Annotated in this window: 18 protein-coding genes; 13 read left to right on the forward strand and 5 right to left on the reverse strand. The window is 60.0% G+C overall.

What is annotated here, in order from left to right; genetic code table 11:
• Positions 1–197: recombination-associated protein RdgC (gene rdgC, locus PZA18_RS21230; RefSeq protein ID WP_284102891.1), on the forward strand; the 197-nt coding region annotated here is incomplete at its 5' end.
• Positions 198–269: 72 nt separating this feature from the next.
• On the opposite strand, the gene PZA18_RS21235 is transcribed toward rdgC, so the two are convergent.
• Positions 270–626, reverse strand: coding sequence for a dihydroneopterin aldolase (locus PZA18_RS21235; RefSeq protein ID WP_284102892.1), 357 nt, complete (start codon positions 624–626; stop codon positions 270–272).
• An 81-nt stretch (positions 627–707) separates the two neighbouring features.
• On the opposite strand from PZA18_RS21235, the gene plsY reads away from it, so the two are divergent.
• On the forward strand, positions 708–1,328 hold the full coding sequence (plsY, locus tag PZA18_RS21240; RefSeq protein WP_284102893.1) for a glycerol-3-phosphate 1-O-acyltransferase PlsY: 621 nt from the start codon (positions 708–710) through the stop codon (positions 1,326–1,328).
• A gap of 47 nt (positions 1,329–1,375) precedes the next feature.
• Positions 1,376–1,726 (forward strand): hypothetical protein, encoded by a 351-nt coding sequence (locus tag PZA18_RS21245; protein ID WP_284102894.1) that lies wholly within the window; start codon positions 1,376–1,378, stop codon positions 1,724–1,726.
• Positions 1,727–1,744: 18 nt separating this feature from the next.
• On the opposite strand, the gene PZA18_RS21250 is transcribed toward PZA18_RS21245, so the two are convergent.
• Positions 1,745–2,032: a hypothetical protein gene (locus PZA18_RS21250; protein ID WP_284102895.1), complete on the reverse strand. Its 288-nt coding sequence runs from the start codon at positions 2,030–2,032 to the stop codon at positions 1,745–1,747.
• A 338-nt stretch (positions 2,033–2,370) separates the two neighbouring features.
• Here PZA18_RS21250 and glgB point away from each other — a divergent pair, with 338 nt between their 5' ends.
• From glgB to PZA18_RS21285, 7 genes are all read left to right on the forward strand, one after another.
• The gene (gene glgB, locus PZA18_RS21255; RefSeq protein ID WP_284102896.1) at positions 2,371–4,530 is read left to right on the forward strand and encodes a 1,4-alpha-glucan branching protein GlgB; all 2,160 of its coding nucleotides are present in this window, start codon (positions 2,371–2,373) and stop codon (positions 4,528–4,530) included.
• Positions 4,527–6,602 carry a glycogen debranching protein GlgX gene (gene glgX / locus PZA18_RS21260; protein WP_284102897.1) on the forward strand — a complete coding sequence of 692 codons (2,076 nt, stop codon included), beginning with the start codon at positions 4,527–4,529 and terminating at the stop codon, positions 6,600–6,602. The genes glgB and glgX overlap by 4 nt, the downstream gene beginning before the upstream one ends.
• Positions 6,603–6,793: 191 nt before the next feature.
• On the forward strand, positions 6,794–8,425 hold the full coding sequence (locus tag PZA18_RS21265; protein WP_284102898.1) for an alpha-D-glucose phosphate-specific phosphoglucomutase: 1,632 nt from the start codon (positions 6,794–6,796) through the stop codon (positions 8,423–8,425).
• Between the two features lie 194 nt (positions 8,426–8,619).
• Positions 8,620–9,099, forward strand: coding sequence for a hypothetical protein (locus tag PZA18_RS21270; protein ID WP_284102899.1), 480 nt, complete (start codon positions 8,620–8,622; stop codon positions 9,097–9,099).
• Between the two features lie 151 nt (positions 9,100–9,250).
• A complete protein-coding gene (locus tag PZA18_RS21275) occupies positions 9,251–10,072 on the forward strand; it encodes a hypothetical protein (protein WP_284102900.1) in 822 nt (273 codons plus the stop codon).
• Positions 10,073–10,193: 121 nt separating this feature from the next.
• The gene (locus PZA18_RS21280; RefSeq protein WP_284102901.1) at positions 10,194–11,066 is read left to right on the forward strand and encodes a helix-turn-helix domain-containing protein; all 873 of its coding nucleotides are present in this window, start codon (positions 10,194–10,196) and stop codon (positions 11,064–11,066) included.
• A gap of 84 nt (positions 11,067–11,150) precedes the next feature.
• Positions 11,151–12,041, forward strand: coding sequence for a sterol desaturase family protein (locus tag PZA18_RS21285; protein WP_284102902.1), 891 nt, complete (start codon positions 11,151–11,153; stop codon positions 12,039–12,041).
• 269 nt (positions 12,042–12,310) lie between these two features.
• Here PZA18_RS21285 and PZA18_RS21290 read toward each other — a convergent pair whose 3' ends face one another.
• The gene (locus PZA18_RS21290; RefSeq protein WP_284102903.1) at positions 12,311–14,341 is read right to left on the reverse strand and encodes a methyl-accepting chemotaxis protein; all 2,031 of its coding nucleotides are present in this window, start codon (positions 14,339–14,341) and stop codon (positions 12,311–12,313) included.
• A gap of 264 nt (positions 14,342–14,605) precedes the next feature.
• Positions 14,606–15,514, reverse strand: a complete 909-nt coding sequence (locus tag PZA18_RS21295; protein WP_284102904.1) for a LysR family transcriptional regulator ArgP — start codon at positions 15,512–15,514, stop codon at positions 14,606–14,608.
• 144 nt (positions 15,515–15,658) lie between these two features.
• Here PZA18_RS21295 and PZA18_RS21300 point away from each other — a divergent pair, with 144 nt between their 5' ends.
• Positions 15,659–16,276 carry a LysE/ArgO family amino acid transporter gene (locus tag PZA18_RS21300; RefSeq protein ID WP_284102905.1) on the forward strand — a complete coding sequence of 206 codons (618 nt, stop codon included), beginning with the start codon at positions 15,659–15,661 and terminating at the stop codon, positions 16,274–16,276.
• A 15-nt stretch (positions 16,277–16,291) separates the two neighbouring features.
• Here the strand turns inward: PZA18_RS21300 and PZA18_RS21305 are convergent, their stop codons facing one another.
• On the reverse strand, positions 16,292–17,350 hold the full coding sequence (locus tag PZA18_RS21305; RefSeq protein ID WP_284102906.1) for a saccharopine dehydrogenase family protein: 1,059 nt from the start codon (positions 17,348–17,350) through the stop codon (positions 16,292–16,294).
• A gap of 446 nt (positions 17,351–17,796) precedes the next feature.
• Between PZA18_RS21305 and PZA18_RS21310 the strand changes: the two genes are divergently transcribed.
• On the forward strand, positions 17,797–18,705 hold the full coding sequence (locus PZA18_RS21310) for a transporter substrate-binding domain-containing protein (protein WP_284102907.1): 909 nt from the start codon (positions 17,797–17,799) through the stop codon (positions 18,703–18,705).
• 55 nt (positions 18,706–18,760) lie between these two features.
• Positions 18,761–23,332 carry a PAS domain S-box protein gene (locus PZA18_RS21315; RefSeq protein ID WP_284102908.1) on the forward strand — a complete coding sequence of 1,524 codons (4,572 nt, stop codon included), beginning with the start codon at positions 18,761–18,763 and terminating at the stop codon, positions 23,330–23,332.
• Positions 23,333–23,339: the final 7 nt, after the last annotated feature.

A 23,339-nucleotide genomic window follows, 5' to 3' on the forward strand; every position in this document is an offset into this window, starting at 1 on the left:
GCCTGGCCATGCTGGATCTGCTGCAAGACCAGCTCAAGGACACCGACGCAGGCAGCGCCGACCTGCTGTTCGATGCCACGCTGACTCTGCTGGTAGGGGAGCTGCGGGGCTTGATGACCGATCTGGTCGTCGCGCTGGGGGGAGAGGAAGGCGCACCCGGCGCGACCGGAAACAAAACGTCACCAGCGCCGAACTAGTCGGAATAAAAACAATGGCGGACTCCTCAGTCCGCCATTGTTTTTCAGGCTTTATGTAGAGCAACCTGCGCCTTAACCGCGATGCCCCCGCTCGACCTGCACCCCCACCCGGCCCACTTCATGCAGGATCCCAAGTTTGGTTACCCCGACCTTGATCCAGGGTGCCGCAAACTCGCGCATCAAGTCCTGAGCAATGTACTCGGCCAGCGCTTCGAGCAGCAAAAAGTGTTGTTCGGCCAACACATGACGCAGCCGATCGACAACTTTGGCATAGTCGATCGTATCGTTGAGTTGGTCGGAATAACAGGCGCGTGGGCTGGGGATGCCGATTTCCAGATCCACCTCGACGACCTGTGGCGCAATGCGCTCCCATTCGTAAACGCCAATCAATGTTTTGGCGCGTACGCCGTGCAAGAAGATTATGTCCATTCGCTCTGACAAATCTGGCGCTTCGATCCGCGCCCCGTTTGCCTTTACAATCCAAAACCCCAAATCTTAGTGGATTTCGCGATGATATCGTTAGTATTCGTGGTCGCTGCCTACCTGATCGGTTCGCTTTCCTTTGCAGTCATCGTCAGCCGCGCCATGGGTCTGGCTGATCCGCGCAGCTTCGGCTCGGGTAACCCCGGGGCGACCAATGTACTGCGTAGCGGCAAGAAAATCGCCGCTTTGCTGACTCTGCTGGGTGATGGCGCCAAGGGCTGGCTGGCGGTGTGGCTGGCCACGCTGTTGCAGGCCGACTACGCCATTGGCGAGCGGACGCTGGCGGGTGTGGCGCTGGCGGTTGTGGTGGGCCATATGTGGCCCGTGCTGTTTGGTTTCAAAGGAGGCAAGGGCGTGGCCACCGCCGCCGGCGTACTCTTCGCCTTGCATGCCTGGATGGGTCTCGCCACCCTCGGTGTCTGGCTGGGTGTTGCAGCGATTTTCCGCATCTCGTCGTTAGCCGCACTCACGGCGGCGCTGGCTGCCCCGGTGTTCTGCTGGCTATGGCTGCCCGGCAAACAAGCCCTGTTTGGCGCCGTATTGGTAATTTCTGCCTTGCTGATTCGTCGTCACAAGTCGAACATCCTGAACCTCCTTGCCGGTACAGAAGGCAGGATTGGTACCAAGGCTTCACCACCGGAGGCCTGAAATCAGATGTGAAGGGCGTGCAGGGCTTGCTAAAAGAAATCTTTTTTGTGCGACAAATCGAAGGCGAAGCCAAGCGGCGCTGGTTTACGTCTGCGGATTTCGATTTGTATATCTGGCATGGTGCCTGGGGGGAGTTCACCGGCTTTCAGTTTTGCTACGACAAGGGTAATGGCGAACGGGCCCTGACCTATCGTGACGGCCACTTCTACCATGCCCTGATTGACGACGGTGAATACGGGCCCGCACTCAGCAAGTCCACGCCCATTCTGCGCTCGGCTGCGGTATTCGACCCTGCCCAGATCCTGCAGCGCTTCGCAGCCGCCAGCCAAGGCCTGCCCGCCGATGTGGCTGACTACGTACGAACCGAGCTGACAGCCGCTGTTGCAGCGGCAAGCTGAAATATCGCAGCCGCCGTGTTACTCGTTTACCACCTTGAGCAAAGCCGCCACACAGGCACCAGCCAAAGGCAGCGTGGTACACCAGGCAATCGTCTTCCAGTGCTGCAGAATAGGTTCCGCCGTCTCGCGTGGCAGGATTTCTGCCATGGTCAGCAGAAAAACAATCACCACGCCGATATCGACAAAAGTCAGCAATAGGGTGAGCTTGAGCAAGCGCCCGCCCCACACCTCGGCCAGTTCACCCATGTTGGATGATCCGCCATCACCCAGATTCATGAGCGGATCATGCAATTCCATTTTCATCATACCGAACCTCTCTGACGCTGAGCCCAGCCCTCGGCAACGTGCGCACACGTGCCGCCATGAATTAAAAACTAGCAAATAATCAAAGAGTCGGCGGCATTTTTGGCAATCTTGCCAACCGTCTGTCTGACAGCTGTAGTCACTGGCTGCGTGCCTACAGCAAAGAGCGTCGTTACTATCTTTCGAAGAAGCCGCCCGTCGGGCCCCAAGGCGCGAAGGCAGAAGCGAGAATATCGTTGACACGGCGCCGCGCCAGCTGCGCTGCCCAAGTCCGGCAGGCAGCCAGACTCTGCGATCAGCACGCCGATCCCCCCAACCCGCTATCAAGAAGGGAATACCCGATGCAACCGAGTCAGGCCGACATCGAAGCCCTGTGCAACGGCGATCACGCCGACCCATTTGCCCTGCTGGGCCCACACCAGCGTGGCGAAGATTGGACCGTCACCGCCTTTTTGCCGGGGGCGGTTGCCGTCAGTGTTCTCGACCGCAACGGCAGCCTGCTGGGGCGGCTGGATGTACTGGATGCGCGGGGTTTGTTCAGTGGCGTCCTTGGCAACCTTCAAACCAGCTACCAGCTGCAAGCGCTCTACGCCAGCGGCCCACTACTTCTGGAAGACCCCTACGCACTGGGGCCGCTGCTGAGCGCGGCAGACAGTCGGCAGCTCGCGGACGGTACGCACCCACGCCCTTATACCGTGCTGGGGGCACATCCAATGCAGGTTCAGGGGCATTCGGGTGTCCGGTTCTGTGTCTGGGCGCCCAATGCGCGCCGGGTATCGGTGGTGGGGGATTTCAATCGTTGGGATGGCCGCCAGCACCCGATGCGTCGGCGGGTGGAGTGCGGTGTCTGGGAAATTTTCCTGCCGGGCGTCAGCGTGGGCGCCCTCTACAAATTCGAGATCAAAACCCAGAGTGGTGACTTGCTGCAGAAATCAGACCCCTATGGTTTGCGCGCCGAACTGCGGCCGGCGACTGCCTCCATTGTCTCGGCGCTACTGCCACAGCGGCCCTTGCCCGCAGACCGCGCGAAAGCCAATGGACTGGATGCGCCCGTATCGATTTACGAAGTGCATCCCGGCTCCTGGCGGCGGCAAGGAGAACACGGCCAACACTGGCTAAGCTACCGTGAGCTGGCAGAGACGCTGGTGCCCTACGCCTGCGACATGGGATTCACCCATATCGAGCTGCTGCCGATTCATGAGTACCCCTACGATGGGTCCTGGGGTTACCAGCCGGTGGGCCTGTATGCGCCGACGTCCCGCTTTGGCAGTCCCGAAGACTTTCTGTATCTGGTGGAAGCCTGCCACGCAGCCGGATTGGGGCTGATCCTCGACTGGGTGCCTGGCCACTTTCCGGTCGATGTCCACGGCCAGGGCCGTTTCGACGGTACGCCATTGTATGAACACGCCGACCCACGCGAAGGCTTTCATCGCGACTGGAACACGCTGATATACAACTACGGGCGCAACGAGGTCCGCAATTATCTAGTCGGCAACGCCCGCTACTGGGTAGAGCGCTTTGGGGTGGATGGCCTGCGAGTCGATGCGGTGGCGTCGATGCTCTACCGTGACTACAGCCGCCCGGCCGGCGAATGGGTGCCGAATATTCACGGCGGCCGCGAAAACCTTGAAGCCATCGCGCTGCTGCGAGACCTCAACCACATGCTGGGCACCGAACTGCCCGGTGCCATCACACTGGCCGAGGAGTCGACGGCCTTTCCTGCGGTGTCCCGCCCGCCTGACCTGGGTGGCCTCGGCTTTCACTACAAGTGGAATATGGGCTGGATGCACGACACGCTGCAGTATCTGAGTCGCGATCCGATTCATCGGCGCCATCATCATGACGAGATGACCTTCGGCCTTGTCTATGCCTACACCGAAAACTTCGTCCTGCCGCTCTCGCACGATGAAGTCGTACATGGCAAAGGCTCGCTGCTGCGCAAAATGCCAGGCGACCGCTGGCAGCAAATGGCCAATCTGCGCGCCTACTTCGGCTTCATGTGGGGGCATCCCGGCAAGAAGCTGCTGTTCATGGGTGGCGAATTCGCGCAGGAGCGGGAGTGGAACTTCGATGCCAGCCTTGACTGGCATCTGCTTGAGCACCCCCAGCACTGGGGCATGCAGGCGCTGGTGCGAGACCTCAACCGACTGTATCGCAGCACCCCGGCGCTGCACGAAGTCGATTTCGAGCCGGCCGGCTTCAGCTGGCTGGTCAACGATGACCGGGAACATTCAGTCTATGCCTTCGCCCGTCATGGCCGGAATGGTTCAATCGCCCTGGTCATCTGCAACTTCACCCCGATCGTCCGCCACGACTACCGGATCGGCGTCCCCTTGGCTGGCCGCTATCGCGAAGCCATCAATACCGATGCCAACGGTTATGGCGGTAGTGGTGTCGCCAACCCCGTGCTGATGACCGAAGCCATCGCCTGGAATGGTCAGGCACAGTCGCTACAACTGACCCTGCCACCCCTTGCAACCCTGATTCTGTTACCTGAATGACTGCCGTTCCATTTCTACCCGCCCGCCTCGAAACCGGCCGGCCCTATCCTTTGGGTGCCACGCTTGATTCGCAGGGAGCCAATTTCGCCTTGTTTTCCGACCATGCCACCGCAGTGGAACTCTGCCTGTTTGACGCATCAGGCCAACAGGAGCTGGCGCGCCTGCCCTTGCCCGCCCACAGCAATGGCATCTGGTACGGATTTCTGCCCGGTGCCACCAGCGGCCTGGTTTATGGCTACCGCGTGTATGGTCCGTGGGCGCCAGCGTTGGGCCATCGCTTCAATCCGGCCAAGCTGCTGCTCGACCCCTATGCCCGCGAAATCGTTGGTCAGTTTGCGGCAGAGCGCGAATCATTTGGCGGGCTCGAACACGACGCCGATCAGCCCGACCCACGGGATAACGCCCGTGTTGCGCTCAAGGCCCGGCTGGTGGCCGATACCTATGACTGGGGAGACGACGCTGCCCCGCGCATCCCCCTGGCGGATACCGTCATTTATGAAGCGCATGTCAGGGGCCTCAGCCAGCTGCACCCCGCCCTACCCGAGCCATTCCGGGGCACCTATGCCGCACTGACCAAGCCCGCCCTGCTGGACCACCTGAGCCGGCTCGGCATCACCAGCCTGAGCCTGCTGCCAATCCACCAGCACGCCGACGAGCCAAGATTGACGGCGATGGGGCTCCACAATTACTGGGGCTACAACACGATAGGATTCTTTGCCGTCGAGCCAACCTATGGCAGCGGCCAGCAACCTGCCGCCGATGAATTCCGCGACATGGTGAAAGCCCTGCACGCCCGTGGCATCGAAGTGCTGCTGGATGTCGTCTACAACCACACCGCCGAGGCCGATGAGTGCGGGCCGATGCTGAGCTTCAAGGGCATCGACAACGCCAGCTATTACCATCTCGACCCCACCAACAAGGCGCGTTACCTGAACCACACCGGCTGTGGCAACAGCCTGAATCTGGCCCATCCACGGGTGTTGCAGCTGGTTCTCGACTCGCTACGCTTCTGGGTGACCGAGATGCACATCGACGGTTTCCGCTTTGATCTGGCGCCCGAGCTGGCTCGCAATCCCGACTTCTACGACGCCACAGCGCCTTTCTTTGCAGCCCTCCAGCAAGACCCTGTGCTGTCGCAAGTCAAACTGATTGCCGAGCCTTGGGACATTGGCCCCGAAGGCTATCGGCTCGGCCAGTTTCCGGCAGGCTGGAGCGAGTGGAACGATCAATTCCGCGACACGCTGCGTGCCTTCTGGCTGCACCAGTGGCCCAGCCGAGGCGAATTCGCCCGCCGTTTTGCGGCATCCAGCGATATTTTCCAACAGCGTGGGCGGCTGCCGACGGCCAGCATCAACTATCTGACCGCGCATGATGGATTCACACTCGCCGACCTCGTCGCCTACAACCACAAACACAACCATGCCAACGGCGAAGACAACCGCGACGGCCACAACCACAACCATAGCTGGAACTGTGGGGTGGAAGGCCCGACCGACGATGCCACGGTGCTCGCCCTGCGCGGCAAGCTGAAACGTGCCTTGCTGGCCAGCCTGCTGATGGCGCAAGGCACGCCCATGCTGCTGGCTGGTGACGAGATCGGCCACAGCCAGGGCGGCAATAACAACGCCTATTGCCAGGACAACCCGACCACCTGGCTGGATTGGGCACAGGCCGACGCCGATCTGCTCGCCTATGTACAACGCCTGCTGGCCCTGCGCCGCGACTGGCCAACCCTGCGCCATGCCATCTGGTACAGCGGGCCATCAGACAACCGTGACGAAGCCGATCTGCTTTGGCTCAACGAGGCCGGCAACCTGATGACCACCGACGAATGGCAACGCAAAGATCGCTTCTGCCTGGGCATTCGACTACGGGGCATGGCAAGTCCCCCTTGCCTGATTCTGATCAACGCCGAAGCCCAGCCCGTGACCTTCTCCCTGCCAGCCGGATCGTGGCAGGTGCTGCTGGCCAGCGAGATCGCAGACGGGGTGCCGCTTGAGCGCAGGGTGTCGGATTGCGCCCCCTTACCCGCACACAGCCTGTGGCTGTTGGTGCCCGCTAAGCTCTGTTGACGTTTTGTTATTGGATCGTATTTCGTCGGATTCGGGCCGGATGCAAGGCGCAAAAGCCGCTCGCTTGACCCACCAAGCAGCACGCCCTGTGCCTTGCTCCAGACGACTTCCCGGTGAAATGCGATCCGAAAAAGTGTCAACAACGCCTAAAATGGGCCGTTTTTTAATTACCTCACTCCTAGATTCAACCCATGACCATCCAGACCCTCTCCACCCAAGCCTTTGCCGGCCAACGTCCCGGCACGTCCGGTCTTCGCAAGAAAGTCACCGTCTTTCAGCAGCCGCATTACCTGGAAAACTTTGTGCAGGCCATTTTCGACTCGCTCGAAGGCTTTGCCGGACAAACATTGGTTGTGGGAGGAGATGGTCGATTTCACAACCGGGTAGCCGTACAAACCATTCTGAAAATGGCTGCAGCGGCCGGCTTTGGCCGGGTACTGGTCGGCAAGGGGGGCTTGCTGTCTACGCCTGCGGCCTCGTGCGTGATCCGCAAACATGGCGCGTTTGGCGGCATTATCCTGTCGGCTTCGCACAACCCGGGCGGGCCGGATGGCGACTTCGGCATCAAATACAACATTGGCAATGGTGGCCCGGCGCCAGAGAAGATCACCGAGGCCATCTATGCCCGCAGCCAGCAGCTCACCGAATACCGCATCGCCAAAGCCGCCGATATCAATCTCGACCAACTCGGCCAGTACCCCCTGGCTGGTATGTTGGTCGAAGTCATCGACCCGGTATCCGACTATGCCGAGCTGATGCAATCGCTGTTCGACTTCGACCGCATCCGCGCCCTGTTTGCCAGCGGCTTCCGCCTGCGTTTTGACGCCATGGGTGCCGTCTCTGGCCCCTATGCCCACCATCTGCTGGAAAACCTGCTGGGCGCACCGGCCGGCAGCGTCATCAACGGCACACCGCTCGAAGACTTCGGTGGCCATCATCCCGACCCCAACCCCGCGCATGCCACCGAACTGATCGGCTTGCTGAGTGGCCCCGACGCACCCGACTTCGGCGCCGCCTCGGATGGAGATGCCGACCGCAATATGATTCTCGGCCGCGACTTTATCGTCACACCCTCCGACAGCCTGGCGGTGCTCGCCGCCAATGCCAAGCTCGTACCCGGCTACCGCGATGGGCTGACGGGTGTGGCGCGCTCAATGCCCACCAGCACCGCCGTAGACCGCGTGGCTGCAGACCTCGGCATTGCCTGCTTTGAAACCCCCACTGGCTGGAAATTCTTCGGCAATCTGCTCGATGCCGGCCGTGCCACGCTCTGCGGGGAAGAAAGCTATGGCACCGGCTCGAATCATGTGCGGGAAAAGGATGGCGTCTGGGCCGTGCTGTTCTGGCTCAATCTGATTGCCGTGCGGGGACAGTCAGTCGCCACCATCGTGCAGGAACACTGGGCCCGCTACGGCCGCAACTACTATTCACGCCACGACTACGAAGGCATCGCCACCGATGCGGCAGATGGCCTGATGGCGCACCTGCGCAGCCAGCTGTCGGCACTCGCCGGTCAGACGGTTGGCGACTTCCCTATCGCCACCGCCGACGACTTCGCCTACACCGACCCGGTGGATGGCTCGGTATCGCATAAACAGGGCATACGCCTGATCATGCAGGATGGCAGCCGCATCGTCTTCCGCCTCTCCGGCACCGGCACCGAAGGCGCCACGCTGCGCGTCTACCTTGAACGCTACGAGCCCGCTAGCGGCAACCACCAACTCGACACCCAAACCGCCCTCGCTGGCCTCATCACCCTGGCACGGCGGTTAGCACAGATTGAAGAAAGAACGGGGATGGCGGCGCCGACCGTGGTGACCTGAGTCGCCCGGCTGATTGCACCGATCAGCCGCATGCCAAACCATGCGGCTGTTCCCAATCAAGCCAATTTATTGGCTCAGGACCGGCAAAAGACCCCCCCGCTTGATCCGCCCCTCACTTGATGGAATTAGCGGTTTGATCTATCCAGAGATTCTGGATTTATTTGCTTAGCCATTCAGCACGAAAGGGAAAAGCCATGCCAAAGATCTGGCTCGGGATCTGCTGCATTCCATTCGTTCTGGCGTGTTCACAACAAAAGCCTGATACCCATAGCGCCCAATGTGGTGATGCACAGTTTGAAGTAAAAATTGGAGTGGGTTATGGCAGTGATTTGTCGCGGGAGTACACAGTAACCGCCATCAAAGATGGTAAGAAGAAGGAGGTTTTCAAAGGATATGAATTTTTTAAATCGGCATGCCTCAAATCAAAAAAAGGTAAACCCATTTTTGTTATCGACAATTCATGTAGCGGCAGTGCTTGCCTGGATCATGGATTTTCAGCAATCGACCCCTCAAGCCTGAAATATTTGGTTCGCCCCCCTAGCAATAATAAAACTGACCACTGGAATAAAGTGAGCGCATTGCTCGAAGAGCCGATTCCCGACATGGACAATCTTCCTCACCTTCTCTGCTGTTCTGAAAAACAGAAAAGCGATTTTGAGTCATCACTACAATAGGCTGACCAGCCCAAATTGGGCCCGCTTCAGGTGAATTTTAGCGAAAAAATATCAGATCTACTCAAAGTTGATTTGAAAATAATTCTGCAGCAAAAAATTTTATGAGAAACCTTCATTTTCTTACTATAGACTCACGCAGATTGGAATATCTATGGGAGCGAGCTCCAACAAGCGAAAAAAATTTCTGCAAAACAATCCACTTTGCGCGTTCTGTGGTGGAAAAACACCCGCCACCACGATAGAACACTGCCCTCCCAGGGGGTTATTTCAAGATCGCCAATGGCCAGAAGGTTTTGAATTTCCTGCTTGTGCCAATTGCAATCGGAACACGTCCGACGATGACCTATTGGTCATTATCCTTGCCAAAATGGCCCCCAAGGGCAATACAGAATACGCCACGGAAGAATTACGGGGGCAATTAAGGCGTGCGGAGCAACAATTCCCTGGAATATTAGACCAAATGATGCCATCAGCGACTACAGCTCGCAAATACAATGAATCTCTGGGATTGGTCCCAGCCATAGGGAGAACACATCAAAAGACCGGCATACTTCAAATACCTGATGAATTTCATGAGGCAATATACTCATTTGCACGAAAGCTTGCCAAAGGCATTTACTACAATAATTCCAGATCCATATTTCCCTCGAATGGTGGCCTAGCTGTATATTGGTTCTCTAATGTCGACATTCTACAGCGCCAAAGCCACCCCTTTGAATTTCTGCAACACATTCCTGGCACTGCACCAGATATTGTACGATCAGGAAAGTATCTTCATGACCAATTCGAATATAAAATCAGCACCGCATCAGATTTCAGCGTATTCATTATTCAGGCTCTATTTGGAAATAGCTTTGGCTTGATCGTCTTGGGAAACAAATCTCCAGGACAGCTTGAAGCAATGTTAGAGAAACTCTCAAACCAAACAAACCATGCTGGTGCCTTTAAAATTATCCAAAGCCATATTGATTAATATATATCCAATCCATCCGTTAAACTCCTGCTTAGCTGGCTTTCTCAGCAAAAACCGCTCCTGCAGATAAAACATTAGCCATCCTGACCAATCAGAAATCTAGGCATGCAGGGATTGCCCGATGTCACGTTCAGTCACTTCGCCCCTTATCCAGACCAAGACGACATCTGGCCCGGTTGATGCTCGCGTCGAACAGGCCGTGCTGGAGATCACGCGGCAGTTTCGGGGGGATTTGTCCTTGCATGATCTTGCCGCTGCGGTCAGCTTGTCGCCCCATCATTTCCATCGGCTTTTCCTGGCGGAGATGGGTGAAACACCGATGGCTTATTTGCGCCGCGTCAGGGTGTCGCACGCCGACCATCTGCTGGCGGCCTTGCCCGACGCATCGCTGCTGAGCATCGCACTGGATAGCGGCTTCAGTTCCCCCGCCTGTTTTTCTCGCGCTTATCGGCAGATCTACGGGCAATCCCCAAGTGCGATTCGGGCGGGACTCAAGCACTCCGGGCCGGCCACCGACCCGCAAGGGCCTCAGCGCCCGCAGCTCTGTCATTTGCCAACCCGTCACCTGCGGGTGGTCCGGCAGGTGCTGGATGATGCGTTGATCAGTAAGACACTCGTCGAGATGGCAGGCAATCAGGCCACTTCAGGCCCATCGATTCTCGGCATTTTTGTTGATGCTCCCTTTCATGTGCCACCTCCTCAGTGCCGCTATTTCCTGGCGCGGGATATTGATGCAGAACGCGCATCAGACCACGATGTTCTGACCCTTCCCGGCGGCTACTACGCACGCATGACATTCACAGGCGCCACCGAGCACCTGGGGCCGGCCGTGTTTGCCTTCCACGATGAGGTTCTGGTGCCATCGGCCTATGCACTCGCTTCAACGCTTTTTTTTGAAAGGCTGCGCCCGCAGCAGAGCGGGGTCTGGGATTATCCGACCTGCAAACGCGAACTGTTTCTCAAGGTACGGCGTAAAGGTGAGCCGGTGATTTAGGCGCTGCACCACCGCAAGAATTGCAAAGCAGACGGGTTGGCGCATCGCTAACCTCAGCTTCAATCTTCGTTTGGAGCTACCACGATGCGCCCCTTGATTACCTATGGCTTTTACCCGGTCATTGCCAGCATGACCATCGTTTTTGCCTGGTTCAATTTCACTGGCCAATACGAACTGCAGCTCGCCTTCTCCATTTTCACTGCGAGTCGTTTTGTCCTGTTCATCGTGGCGGAGATCGCCTGGCCGTGCAGACCAGAATGGAGCATGACCTGGACCAGTTTCCTGCGTGACCTCAAATACATGGTGGCCGGAGGCGCTTTGTTGCAGGTGGTCAAATTTGCAACCGCCTGGCTGGCGATTGGTGCTGCGCAGAGCAAGCCTTCCGGGCTTGCCACCTTACCCTTGCTGCTTCAGGTAGTCATTGCCCTGCTCGTCTACGAACTGCTGCAGTACGGTATACATCGTTACAGCCATGAAGGGCGGGGGGCGCTGGGTCGGTTCCTGTGGCGAATTCATGCGGTACACCATCTACCTCAGCGCGTTTACTTTTTGATGCATCCGGTGATGCACCCTATCAACATGCTGATCGTGGTAGCGATTGGCCTGGTTCCATCGTTCGTTCTGGGCATCAATCGTGAGGCAGTGTTTATGTTCAACCTGATTCTGGGGGTGCAGGGCCTGTTTTCCCACTTCAATGTGGACATTCGCGTCGGCCCACTCAACTACTTGCTGATCGGCACCGAACTGCATCGGTGCCATCACAGTAGCGAGCTGGAGGAAGCCGGCAACTACGGCGCAGTCATCCCCTTTTGGGATTTGGTTTTTGGCAGCTTCTCATATGCGGGAGGGAAATTGCCGCGCAAACTTGGCATTGCAGACAGCACGCCCTACCCCAGCAGCAACCAGTATCTGGACTGCCTCGCCTTGCCATTTCGCGGCCACCGCCCGGATAACCATGACGGCAAAGAGCCGTAAGCGCTGTCACTTCACTGCGGCCGGGAGTTGGTTTTGCCAGATTCCACAGAAAGCCCCCAATGCCTCGACTCAGAGAGAGGCACTGAAGCTGTGGCCAGAAAACATCGGCTTTGTTTCCAACGACAGTAGATTCATAGGCGGAACCTGCCACTTAAATGTCGTTACATGGCGAGGCTCTGCCGAGCAGATTCAAAAAAAGCCCCGCAGCCTGTCCTAGCTGGCGGGGCGCTCGTGGGAAATGGGGTAGAGAATGGGGACGCAGCCCCACCTCATGCAAACCTGAACACCGCTACCCTTTGCTCCAGGCCAAGGGCAAGGCCGCGTAGTTGCTGGGCGGTGGCAGCAGAGGATTCGGCGGCGCGGGTGTTTTGTTCGGACATCTGGGCGATGGTTTCGACTTTGCCGGCAACTTCGTTGGCGACGGCAGATTGTTCGGTTAGCGAGCTGGTGATTTCGGCCACCACTTCGACGACCCGGCCGGAGCCCTCGCGGATCTGCGCGATAGCCGCGCCGGCCTGGCTGGCCAGCTCGACGCCACTTTCTACCTGGGCAACGCCTTGCCCCATGCCGCTGACGACGCCGGATGTGCCGTGCTGGATGCGGTCGATCATCTCGGCGATCTGGCGGGTCGAAACCGCCGTGCGTTCGGCCAGTTTGCGTACTTCGTCAGCCACAACAGAGAAGCCCCGGCCCGACTCACCGGCACGGGCAGCTTCGATGGCGGCGTTAAGCGCCAGCAGATTGGTCTGATCGGCAATTTCCTTGATGACGTTGACGATGCTGTTGATGGACTGGGCATCCTGCCCGAGCACCTGCACGCTGCCCGAGGCGTTTCGCACGGTTTCGGCGATTCTTTCCATGCTGCCAAGCGTGCGCTGGATGACCTCGCCACCGTCGGCCGAGGCGCGGCCGGAATCACTGGACAGGCGGTGCGCATCCTGGGCGTTGTTGGCCATGTGCGCAATGCTGACGGTGAGTTGCTGCACGGCAGAGGCCATCGCGGAGGCGGCATTGCTTTGTTCACTGGTCGAGCTGGCAACCTGATTGCTGATGGTTGCAATATTGGAAGCAGCCGACATCACTTCTCGCGCGCTGTGTTGAACTTCTCGCAAGGTAGCGCCGAGCCGCGCTGTCAGCTGGGCGGCACTGGCGGCGATATGGCTGAGTTCATCATGACCACGGGTGTCGGGCGACTTGGTGAAGTCGCCATCGGCAATGGCCGCCATGTCGCGCTCAACCTGTACGGCTCTTTGCATCAGATCTCGGGCAAAGCCGATGATCAGCCAGGTGACCCCCAACATCACCGCAAGACTGACGCCGATTTCCCGTAGCAGGGTTGCCCAGCCGCTGGCGATACGGTCGCGCAGCCGCTCTTCAATCGCGGTCTTGTAGAGCAGCGTATCGAAGCCATCCAGGCCATCGAGTGCAGCGCTCAGCCGGTCAAAATAGCCAGCCAGTTCCGGTCCGGATTTACCGTCCTGCAGAATCTGCTTGCGTGCATCGGCAATGATGGCTTCGATTCCCTGCTTGGCGGGTCCCCATTGCTGGAGCAGTTTGGCGGCCTGTTCGGGGTAGGTGTCTTCCAGCAGCTCCATGTCGTTGTCGATGCGACTGACGATGGCCGTGATGTCGCGATTGAGTAAGCCATCGATATAACCACGCGCCCGATCATCGGCCGCGCTGCCCGCCATCCCGGCAATGCTGCCACGCGCCTGTCCGACCCGATCGCGCAGCAAGGGCAGTTGGTCTACCAGTGTCACGACCATGTAGTAGGTGTCGGTTTCCGGGTCGAGTAATAGCCCGGTGTCGCCGGCTATATGGTGACGATATTCGTTGATCTGGCGCATCAGCCCATTATGGGCAGCAAAACTCTCACCGGGCGTCAGCTTTTGCCAGCCGGCTTTCAGCGCCTGCCAGTCCTGGGCAATCTGGCGGGATTTTTTGTCCCACTGCTCAGCGTGCATCAATGCGGTTTCGCTTTGCAGATAACGCACTCCCTCATCGACTTTGGCTTCGGCTTTGGCCCTGACGCCCTCCATTTGCTGGTTACCCGCCAGAACCGCCCCGGCACTGCCACGGTGCAGCGCCATGGCATTGGCCAGGGGCGTAAAGCCTTTCAGATAGCGCCCGCCGGTCTGCTCCAGTTTGTCGCGCTGGATGGCTTGATAGTTTTGCAGGGTGGCGTGGGTGATCAGCACCGCACTGGGCAGTACCGACAGCAAAAAGATCAGTAAAAACTTAAGGCGGAATGTCAGCTGCCGTGACAGTTGCACGACCGGATTCAAAACAGCGCCAAACATGGATCTCTCCCAGCAAGGATCAAAATTCTGCGGGCCGGTGTGGCAGGTCAATGGACGCTCACCCAGGCAAGTTCAAGCTTGGCATCTCAGACCTGAAGGGGAGACTTCGGATGCTCGTAATCCCCCCAAACGACGCGGGCCATCACCTGACATCCTAGTTCAGGATTCATGAGGTTCCAGACAATTCATCAACTTGCCTGCAAGGGTTGACTGGCTTTAGGCGGCGAGCCTGAGCCGAAAGCAGGATGGTGACCATGAATTCATTCAGTCATTCAGATGAGATTCTGGTCGCAACGGCCGGCAGCCTTGCCATAGGGCGGCGCCCAAGCGTTTGAGCCGTGCAGGCTGGCGACTCCAGTAGTGCCAGTACAGGGCCACGTCGATGTAGCGGCCGGGCAGCAGATCAATCAAGGTGCCTCGGTCGAGGTGATCCGTCAGCTGCAATTCAGGCACCAGTGCATAGCCAATGCCCGCCAGCGGTGCGTCAAGGAAGGCTTGCGATGACGGCAGGGTGTGGTGGGCATAGTCGGGGTCTTGCAGTGGAAAGCAGGTTTCCAGAAATACCCGGTGCAGATCGTCTTTGCGGTTGTAGATGACGGCTGGCGCAGCCAACAGGCTATCTGCCGATACGCCGGCCGCAAAGTGGCGCTCGACAAAGGCCGGCGCCGCTACACAGCGGTAACGCATTGCCCCCAGATACATCACTTCGCAGCCCTGCATCGGTCGTTGCAACGTGCTGATGCAGCCTGCCACCGTGCCATCGCGCAACAGCTCGTGGGTGTAATCCTGGTCTTCCAGCACCAGTTCGATCAGCAGCTGTTCACTCGCCAGCAGAGGCGCCAGGGCCGCCAACAGCCAGGTTGCCAGGCTATCGGCATTGGCACCGATAGTGATGCGCTCGTAGCCACTTGCCACCGCAGGCCGAATGTCAGCCAGCAATTCTCCTTCCATCAGACGGACCTGCTCGGCATGGCGCAGCAGCTGCTGCCCCACAGCCGTGGGCGTGGGCGGGTTGCTCCGCACCAGCAGTATCTGGCCCAGTTGCTGCTCCAGCAGTTTCACCCGCTGCGAAACCGCCGATTGGGTCAGATTGAGCTGACGCGCCGCTTTGTCGAAGCTGCCTTCTCGGATCACGGCGGCCAGTGCATCCAGCAACTTGTAATCAAGGTTCATTAGAAATTCTTATCAAACCAGAAAATTTAAAGATTTTCTAACTATGCAAGACGGCTTACGCTAGCGGCAACCCAATCCACCCCAAAGCCGCGCATCAACCCACCCGATTTGCCAGCGGCTGTTTCGTCGATACAAGAGGCTGTTATGTCTGTTATTTCTTATATGCAGGGCCTGGGAATGGGCGCGAGCCTGATTCTGCCGCTGGGCGCCCAGAATGTGTTTGTGCTGACGCAGGGCGTAAAAAACCAGCGCCCGCTGCTGGTAGCACTGATCTGTGCGCTGTGCGACGCCAGCCTGATTGCCCTGGGCGTGGGCGGCGCCGGCAGCCTGATCGCTAGCTCGCCCCTGTTGCTTAAACTGGCAACGGCGTGGGGGGTGTTATTTCTGGCCTGGTATGGCTGGCGTGCGCTGCGTGGCGCGCTCGATACCCGCCCACGCGGGGCGGATCAGACCGAGGCCCGGCAGGGCACGCTGCTGCGGATCGTCGCCGCCACACTGGCCGTCACCCTGCTCAACCCACATGTTTATCTGGATACGGTCTTGCTGCTGGGCTCGCTCTCGGCCCAGCACACTGGCGACGGTCGTTACTGGTTTGGCGCAGGGGCCATGACGGCTTCGTTCTGCTGGTTTTTCAGCCTGAGCCTGGGTGCCCGCCAACTGGCGCCCTTATTCAGACAAACCTTGAGCTGGCGACTGCTGGATGGCTTCACCTGCGCGGTGATGTGGGGCGTGGCGGGCAGTTTGATCATCGGTAGCCTGTAGGCCGCTTGCTGGCGATTACCCCGCCTCACCGATCACGATCCGGCCCGAGCCGGGTAAGCCTTCCACCCATTGCCAGCCAAATAGCTGAGAAGGCGTGAAGTATCCGCCCGGTCCTTCGCGCTGCAATACCTCGCGTACCGCCGCCAGCGAGCCATCAACCGTCAGCTGGTAACCGTTGGCGCAACGCAGGCGGGCTGTTTTGCTGACGCCAGCCGCGTTACGCACCTCGCCCCAGACCAGGGTACCCATATTGGCGCGCTGCTCGGCAGAGGGACCGCTGACCTTGCCCGCCAGCGCCTTGAGCAACCACTGCGCCGGGCCGCGTGCCAGCAGTGGCCGCAAACGCTCCAGCCAACGCATCTGGGTAATGCGCTTGGGCGGCATCGACAGATAGGTTTCGATATTGCCAATGCCGGTCGAAATCCAGGCAGTGGCCAGATCCCCCCAAGGTATGGTCACCGCAGTCCGCTCGCCCTCACCAAAGTCGATCTGCCGGGTCTTGAAACCCAGTGGCGCGGGTTCGAGCCGGCCATTGCGCCGCACCCGGCCTCCGCTGCCGATGCCTTCAACCGAGGTTCGCGCCGTGCCAGGGCTGGCACCGCTACGCGAGTCAAACCCCAACGCCAGCTCGGTGGCATCGGGCAGCGCCTGTTTGAGCGCAGCGGCCACACAATCGGTGGGGATGACATCGAAACCGACACCCGGACACAGCACCACGCCCCGGCTACGGGCTTGGGCATCGCACGGGTGAAGGGCTTCGAACACGGCAATCTCACCGGTGATGTCGAGATAATGCACACCCTGACGCAGGCAAGCCTCCACCAGGGGCTGTGCGGTGCGGGAAAACGGCCCGGCGCAGTTAAGCACCAGCGACAGCCCCTGCAGGGCCCGATCAAGCGCCGCACCATCTTCCAGCGAGACGGCCAGCCCAGGGCATCCCAAGCTGCTGGCGATGGCCGCCACGCGCCCGGCATCGCGCCCGGCCAGCAGGGGTTGCAAGCCCTGCTGGCTCGCCGCTTCGGCAATCAGCCGGCCGGTGTAGCCCGTCACGCCGTAGATCATCCAGTTTTTCATTGCATCTCTTTCTAGCCGCTCACGTTGTTGGAGAATCCCGCCCACCACCCAACGGTACAGCGGGTTGGTATGCCCTGAAACCGGCTGAGGCGCGACGGACGCACAGTTTAGGCGCGGTTACCGTCTGCTTTGCAAATCGCTATCGGGAAAGCCAGCCACGCCTGGGGCCATCGCAACATTCAAGATGCTCGAATCAGGTTCTATAGTGTCCTGAGAAAGAAGCAGTTTAGAAGCTATCCGGGTTTGCCCGATGCAGGCCAAATCGACGCCGGCTCGGTGGGCTACAGCAAGGGTCCAAGGCCGCGCCAGGTTCTGTTGAAGTCAGGTTTGCAAAACCGCATCCGGCAAGCAGCACCCAGGCTGCCTACAGGGCTTAGATAGGGGGAAGTCTTATGTCAATCCAGCCAGCTGCAGGTCTTGGCACGCGCTCAGGATCTCGCTGCACGATGCTGATCCACAGCCTGCTGCTGATGCTGCTGTGGTGTGCGGGGGGAGTAGCGTCTGCAGCTGGCAACGAAGACATCCTGACCGAGTCGCAGCGCGCCTGGGTGCGCGAACACCCGACCGTACGCTGGGCCCCCGAACAGGACTACGGCCCCTTTGTCTACGCCGATGCCATCGGCAATGTGCAAGGCCTGTCGGTGGATTTTCTGCGGGCGATTGGTGAAAAAACCGGGCTGGAGTTCACGCCAACGGCGCCGATGTCGCTCAAAGATATTCTGGAGCAGGCCAAACAACGGCAGGTGGATGTCATCACTTCACTGCGCCCCACCCCTGAACGCGCGGCGTATCTAAGCTTTACCACCCCTTATATCTCGGTCCCCACCACGCTCGTGGTGCGGCATGACGCTGCCGAAAGAAACCTGGCGCAGATGGATGGCAAGCCTGTTGCCGTTGGCAGAGGCTATGCGGTGGAAGCCTATGTGCGTGCCCATTACCCCAAGGTGCAATGGGTGGCCGTGAGCAGCGACAACGAGGCCCTGCGCAAGCTGAAAACCGGGGAAGTACAGGGCATGGTGGCCGATGCAGCGAGTGTCGAATTTGTCGCCAAGGCCGAGCGCTGGAATGCATACCGGATGGTCGGCCGGGTTGGCTTTGACTACCCGCTGTCGTTTGCCTATCGCAGCGACTGGCCACAGCTGGGCGAGATCCTTCAACGCGGGATGAACGCCCTGACCCCTGCCGACCGTGCGCAGCTGACCCGGCAGTGGCTCAAGCCTGAAACGAGTTTGCAATGGCAGTTTGGTGACATGCAGCCGATGCTGCTGGCAGGGGGACTACTGGTATTGGCGGTAGTCGTCGCCCTGTGGGCCCATCGGGGAGCTTCGAAAAGTGACCCACCCGATCAGTCATGATGCGCCACCCGCGCTAGCCGACAACCATCAGTATCCGCGACAAGAGAAGAGGAACGTGCAAAACCGATCGAACGGAACAAAAGCACGCTGGCATGCCGTCATGCGTTGCGGCGGCTTGTATTTCTGGCTGGCCATCGCAGCCATTCTGCTATCGCGCCAACCCGGCTCCATCGCCAATGTCTGGTATGCCAACGCCTTGGGCGTTGCCTGTCTGGTAACCGAGTCCTCCCGGCGCTGGCCGGGCCTGCTGCGGGCAGTGGCGCTGGCCAATCTGTTTGCCAACCTGCTCACCGGCAGCGACCTGCCCCAGGCGGCGTTGTTTGCCATCCCCAACACCCTTGAAGTGTTGCTCGGCGCCTGGCTGATCCGGCGCACCCAAAGCGACCGCAAATTCGATGACAGCATGGACAGTCTGTTGCGCCTGCTGACCATCGGCAGTTTCGTCCCGCCGCTGGCGGGTGCCACGCTCGGCGCCAGCATCCTTGCCTGGCGCGGCATCGCCAGTTTCGACCTGCTCTGGATCACCTGGTATGCCGGTTCGACACTTGGCTCCCTCACCGTACTGCCCCTGGCCCTGGTCTGGCTTCGTCCACGCAAGGGGCCGTTCCTGCCCCGGCAGGAGTGGGTCAAAACACTCTCACACTGCCTGGCGCTGCTGGCAGTCACCATCTTCGTGATGGCTTATCTGCCCTACCCCTTTGTCTATATGGTGGTGGCGTTGCTGCTCTCTGCCGCCCGGCTGCGGTTTGAAGGCTTTGCGTTACTGCTGGCACTGGTGTCGGCCACCATGGGGGCCATGACCTCGCTCGGCTACTTTCTGATTCCGCCGTTCATTTCCAACTGGCAGATGCTGTTTGTCTACCTGCCCAGTGTGCTGACGCTGATCCCGCCGCTCTTGCTGGCGGCAACCATCAATCAGGTCAAGCGGCGGGATGAAGCCCTGGCCGACACCCGCTCGCGCTTTCGCAATGCCATGGAGTTTGCTGCCACCGGCTTTGGCCTGTGTGACCGCAATGGCCTGCTCAGCGACTTCAATGCCTATTTATGCGACCTGATGGGTGCCAGCCGCGAACAGCTGGCGCAGACCACTCTGCACGAATTCATTCATCCCGAAGACCGCAAACGCTTTTCCAGCCATCTGCGCAGCCTCGGCATCGGCGAAGTCGGCAGCTTCGAGATCGAGTTGCGGATGGCCGAACGTAACCAGTACATCCCCTGGGGCCTGCTCCGCATGTCACGCCTGGGACGAGGCGGCCAGGGGACGGAATTCATCGTGCAGATCGACGACATCACCGAACGCCGCGAACGCGAGCGCGTCGTCGCCGAACTGTCCGAGCGTCTGGGCTTTGCCACGGCGGCCGCCGGCATGGGCGTCTGGGACTGGGATCTGACCACCGATGAACTGATCTGGGATGAGCGCATGTATGCGCTGTACTGGGGGGTACCCGAAGGGGGGATAGATACGCATACCCTGTGGCAGATGCGCATGCACCCGGATGATGCAGAAGAAGTCCAGGCTTTCATCAAAACCACCCTGGCGGGCAAGCAACACCCCGGCGCACCAGACGATGACGTCATGGAAGCCTTTGCCAACACGGCCTTTCAGGGCAAGGGGGACTTCAATCTCACGTTCCGCATCGTCGGCCCGCTGGGAGAAGTCCGCACCATTCAGGCCTCGGGCTTCGTCAAGCACGATAGCGAAGGCCGCCCTCTGCGCATGATCGGCCTCAACTGGGACATCTCGGCCCAGACCGAAGCCCGGCTGGCGATTGCCCGCGCCAATGATGAGCTGCAGACCATCATCAACCACATGCCAGCGGTTGTCGGTTACTGGGATACCGAAGAGCGCAACCGCTTTGGCAACAGCGCCTATCAACGCTGGTTTGGCTGGAGCACCACCGATCTGAAAGGCCATACCGTTCAGGAAATCATCGGCGATGTGCGCTACGCCATGAGCAAGCCGCACATCGACGCCGCCCTGCGTGGCGAAGCCAGCACCTTCGAGCGCGAGGTTGCCGGGCGGGATGGTCAGGTCCGGCACGAGCTGGTTACCTACCAGCCAGATCTGGTCGATGGCGTGGTCAAAGGCTTCTACACCTTCGTGACCGACATCTCGCCCCTCAAGCAGGCGCAGGCTGCGCACATCGCTGCAGAGTCACAGCTACGCAGCGTGATTGACTCTGCCGGCGAGTTTTCGATTATCACAACCGATCTGAACGGCACCATCCGGCTATTCAGTGTCGGCGCCGAACGCATGCTCGGCTACACCGCCGAGGAAATGGTCGGCAAACAGACGCCGGCCATCGTACACGTTCCGGCCGAAGTCAATGCCCGTTGCAACGAGCTCAGCGTTGAGCTGGGTTACCCGGTAAAAGGCTTTGAGGCCTTTGTTGCCCGCTGCCGCCTGGGCAGCGCCGAAAGCCGCGAGTGGACTTACGTCCGCAAGGATGGCAGCACCTTCACCGTCAATCTGGTGGTATCCGCCATCCGCAATCCCGATGGCGAGATCACGGGCTTTCTGGGCATGGGCACCGACATCACCCGGCAGAAGGAAGCACAGGCCATGCTGTCGGCAGCCAAGGAGCAAGCCGAGCAGGCCAGCCGGGCCAAGAGCGACTTTGTGGCCAATATGAGCCATGAAATCCGCACCCCGATGAATGCCGTGCTGGGCATGGCCCATCTGCTCGAAAACACCCGGCTCGACAACGACCAGCGCAAATACCTCGGCATGATCCGGGCCTCGGGCCAGTCGCTGCTGACCATCATCAACGACATTCTCGACTTCTCGAAGATCGAAGCCGGCCGGATGGAGCTGGCACCGGCCGAGTTCCAGATGGACGACCTGATGAACACCGTGGCGTCGATCATGTCGGTTAATGCCGGCGCCAAAGACCTGGAGCTGGCGATCGTCATCCAGCCCGACGTGCCCCCCCGCCTGCACGGCGATGCCATGCGGCTGCAGCAGGTGCTGGTCAACCTGACCGGCAATGCCATCAAGTTCACCCGCGAAGGCGAAGTCAGCCTGCATGTCGAACTGGCCGCCCCGCTCGCGGGCGATTCTGCCCAGCTGCGCTTCAGTGTGCGGGATACCGGCATCGGCATGACCAGCGAGCAGCTGGAGCGCCTGTTCTCGGCGTTCTCGCAGGCCGATACCTCGATCACCCGCCGTTTTGGCGGCACAGGGCTGGGTCTGGTGATCAGCAAGAGTCTGGTGCAATTGATGGGTGGTCAGATCGGCGTCAGCAGTCAGCCGGGCGAAGGCACCGAATTCTGGTTCACCCTGCCACTGCAGAGGGTGGCCGATACCCGTCCGGCCCGCAGCCAGAACCCGCTGAACATTCTGGTGGTTGACGACAACGACACCTGCCGGAGTGCGCTCTCCAGCATGGTGCAAAGCTGGGGCTGGCATTGCGATACCGCCGTTTCGGGCGAACAGTCGGTACACCGGGTTCGGCAGCGCCATGCCGAGGGCAAGGCTTACGATGCCATTCTCATCGACTACCGCATGCCGGGCATGGATGGCGTCACCACCGCCCGCGCCCTGCTCAGCATCCGCCGCACCCCGGTGCTGCTGATGGTCAACGCCTATGGCCGCGACCTGCTGGCACAGACGCCGGGGGTCGAACTTACCGATGGCGTTCTGCTCAAGCCCATTACCGGTTCGAGTCTGCTCGACGCCATCATGCAGGCGCGCCAGCAGCAAACCCAGACCACGGAGGCCGCCGCAGAACCCAGCCCGCCCACCCAGCCCGCCAACCGGCTCGATGGCGCCCGGCTGTTGCTGGTCGAAGACAACACCGTCAACCAGGCCGTGGCCTGCGGCATCCTGCGCCAGGCCGGGGCGCATGTGGACGTGGCAGGTGACGGCCAGCAGGCACTTGACCGCCTGCGCGAGACACCCGACGGCTGGGACATTGTGCTGATGGACGTGCAGATGCCGGTGATGGATGGTTTTACCGCCACCCGGCTGATCCGCAGCGAGCTGAAGCTCAACCACCTGCCGATCATCGCCATGACGGCTGGCGTACTGCCCGCCGAGCGCGAGCAGTGCCGCGTGGCAGGGATGGACGACTTCATTCCCAAGCCGCTTGATGTCCCCGAAGTATTCAAGGCATTGGGCCGGCACTGGACACCCAAGCTGGCGCCGGCGGCCAGCAGCGCCCCCCCAAGCGAAACCAAGGCCGCCAGCGCCCCGGTCAGCCCCCCCGCCGCTGCCCCCACCCCGGCGGCAACCGCCCCCACCAGCACGGCCAACGCCGCGCAGGGCCCGGCCTTCGTACCATCCAGCCTGCTGGGAATGGCGCTCAGCAACCCATCCAGTCGAGGTGCCATTCTGGGCACGATCGAAGGCATCATTTCGCGCGGAACCGAACCGATCAACGATGCCCGCAAGGCGCTCAGTGAAGACCGGCGTACCGAGGCCGCAAAAGTCTTCCACTCGATGCGCGGCTCACTCGGCTCACTCGGCGCCGTCCGCCTGCCGGCGATGAGCATGGAAGTTGAAACCGCAATCCGCGAAAACCGGCCGGTAGACCAGCTGCTGGAAAGCATCGAAGCCGAGCTGGCCAATGTCGTGAAAGAAGCACGCGCCTGGCTTGAGGAAAAGAAAAATGAAACGCCTTCATAGGTTCCAT

This window comes from Parachitinimonas caeni, from assembly GCF_030129945.1.
Lineage (GTDB): Bacteria > Pseudomonadota > Gammaproteobacteria > Burkholderiales > Chitinimonadaceae > Parachitinimonas > Parachitinimonas caeni.

Bases quoted from the DNA above. Each gene is read 5' to 3' on its own strand.
- PZA18_RS21235 (WP_284102892.1), bottom strand. From the start codon at position 626: ATGGACATAATCTTCTTGCACGGCGTACGCGCCAAAACATTGATTGGC.
- plsY (WP_284102893.1), top strand. From the start codon at position 708: ATGATATCGTTAGTATTCGTGGTCGCTGCCTACCTGATCGGTTCGCTT.
- PZA18_RS21250 (WP_284102895.1), bottom strand. From the start codon at position 2,032: ATGATGAAAATGGAATTGCATGATCCGCTCATGAATCTGGGTGATGGC.
- glgB (WP_284102896.1), top strand. From the start codon at position 2,371: ATGCAACCGAGTCAGGCCGACATCGAAGCCCTGTGCAACGGCGATCAC.
- glgX (WP_284102897.1), top strand. From the start codon at position 4,527: ATGACTGCCGTTCCATTTCTACCCGCCCGCCTCGAAACCGGCCGGCCC.
- PZA18_RS21265 (WP_284102898.1), top strand. From the start codon at position 6,794: ATGACCATCCAGACCCTCTCCACCCAAGCCTTTGCCGGCCAACGTCCC.
- PZA18_RS21270 (WP_284102899.1), top strand. From the start codon at position 8,620: ATGCCAAAGATCTGGCTCGGGATCTGCTGCATTCCATTCGTTCTGGCG.
- PZA18_RS21275 (WP_284102900.1), top strand. From the start codon at position 9,251: ATGGGAGCGAGCTCCAACAAGCGAAAAAAATTTCTGCAAAACAATCCA.
- PZA18_RS21280 (WP_284102901.1), top strand. From the start codon at position 10,194: ATGTCACGTTCAGTCACTTCGCCCCTTATCCAGACCAAGACGACATCT.
- PZA18_RS21285 (WP_284102902.1), top strand. From the start codon at position 11,151: ATGCGCCCCTTGATTACCTATGGCTTTTACCCGGTCATTGCCAGCATG.
- PZA18_RS21290 (WP_284102903.1), bottom strand. From the start codon at position 14,341: ATGTTTGGCGCTGTTTTGAATCCGGTCGTGCAACTGTCACGGCAGCTG.
- PZA18_RS21295 (WP_284102904.1), bottom strand. From the start codon at position 15,514: ATGAACCTTGATTACAAGTTGCTGGATGCACTGGCCGCCGTGATCCGA.
- PZA18_RS21300 (WP_284102905.1), top strand. From the start codon at position 15,659: ATGTCTGTTATTTCTTATATGCAGGGCCTGGGAATGGGCGCGAGCCTG.
- PZA18_RS21305 (WP_284102906.1), bottom strand. From the start codon at position 17,350: ATGAAAAACTGGATGATCTACGGCGTGACGGGCTACACCGGCCGGCTG.
- PZA18_RS21310 (WP_284102907.1), top strand. From the start codon at position 17,797: ATGCTGATCCACAGCCTGCTGCTGATGCTGCTGTGGTGTGCGGGGGGA.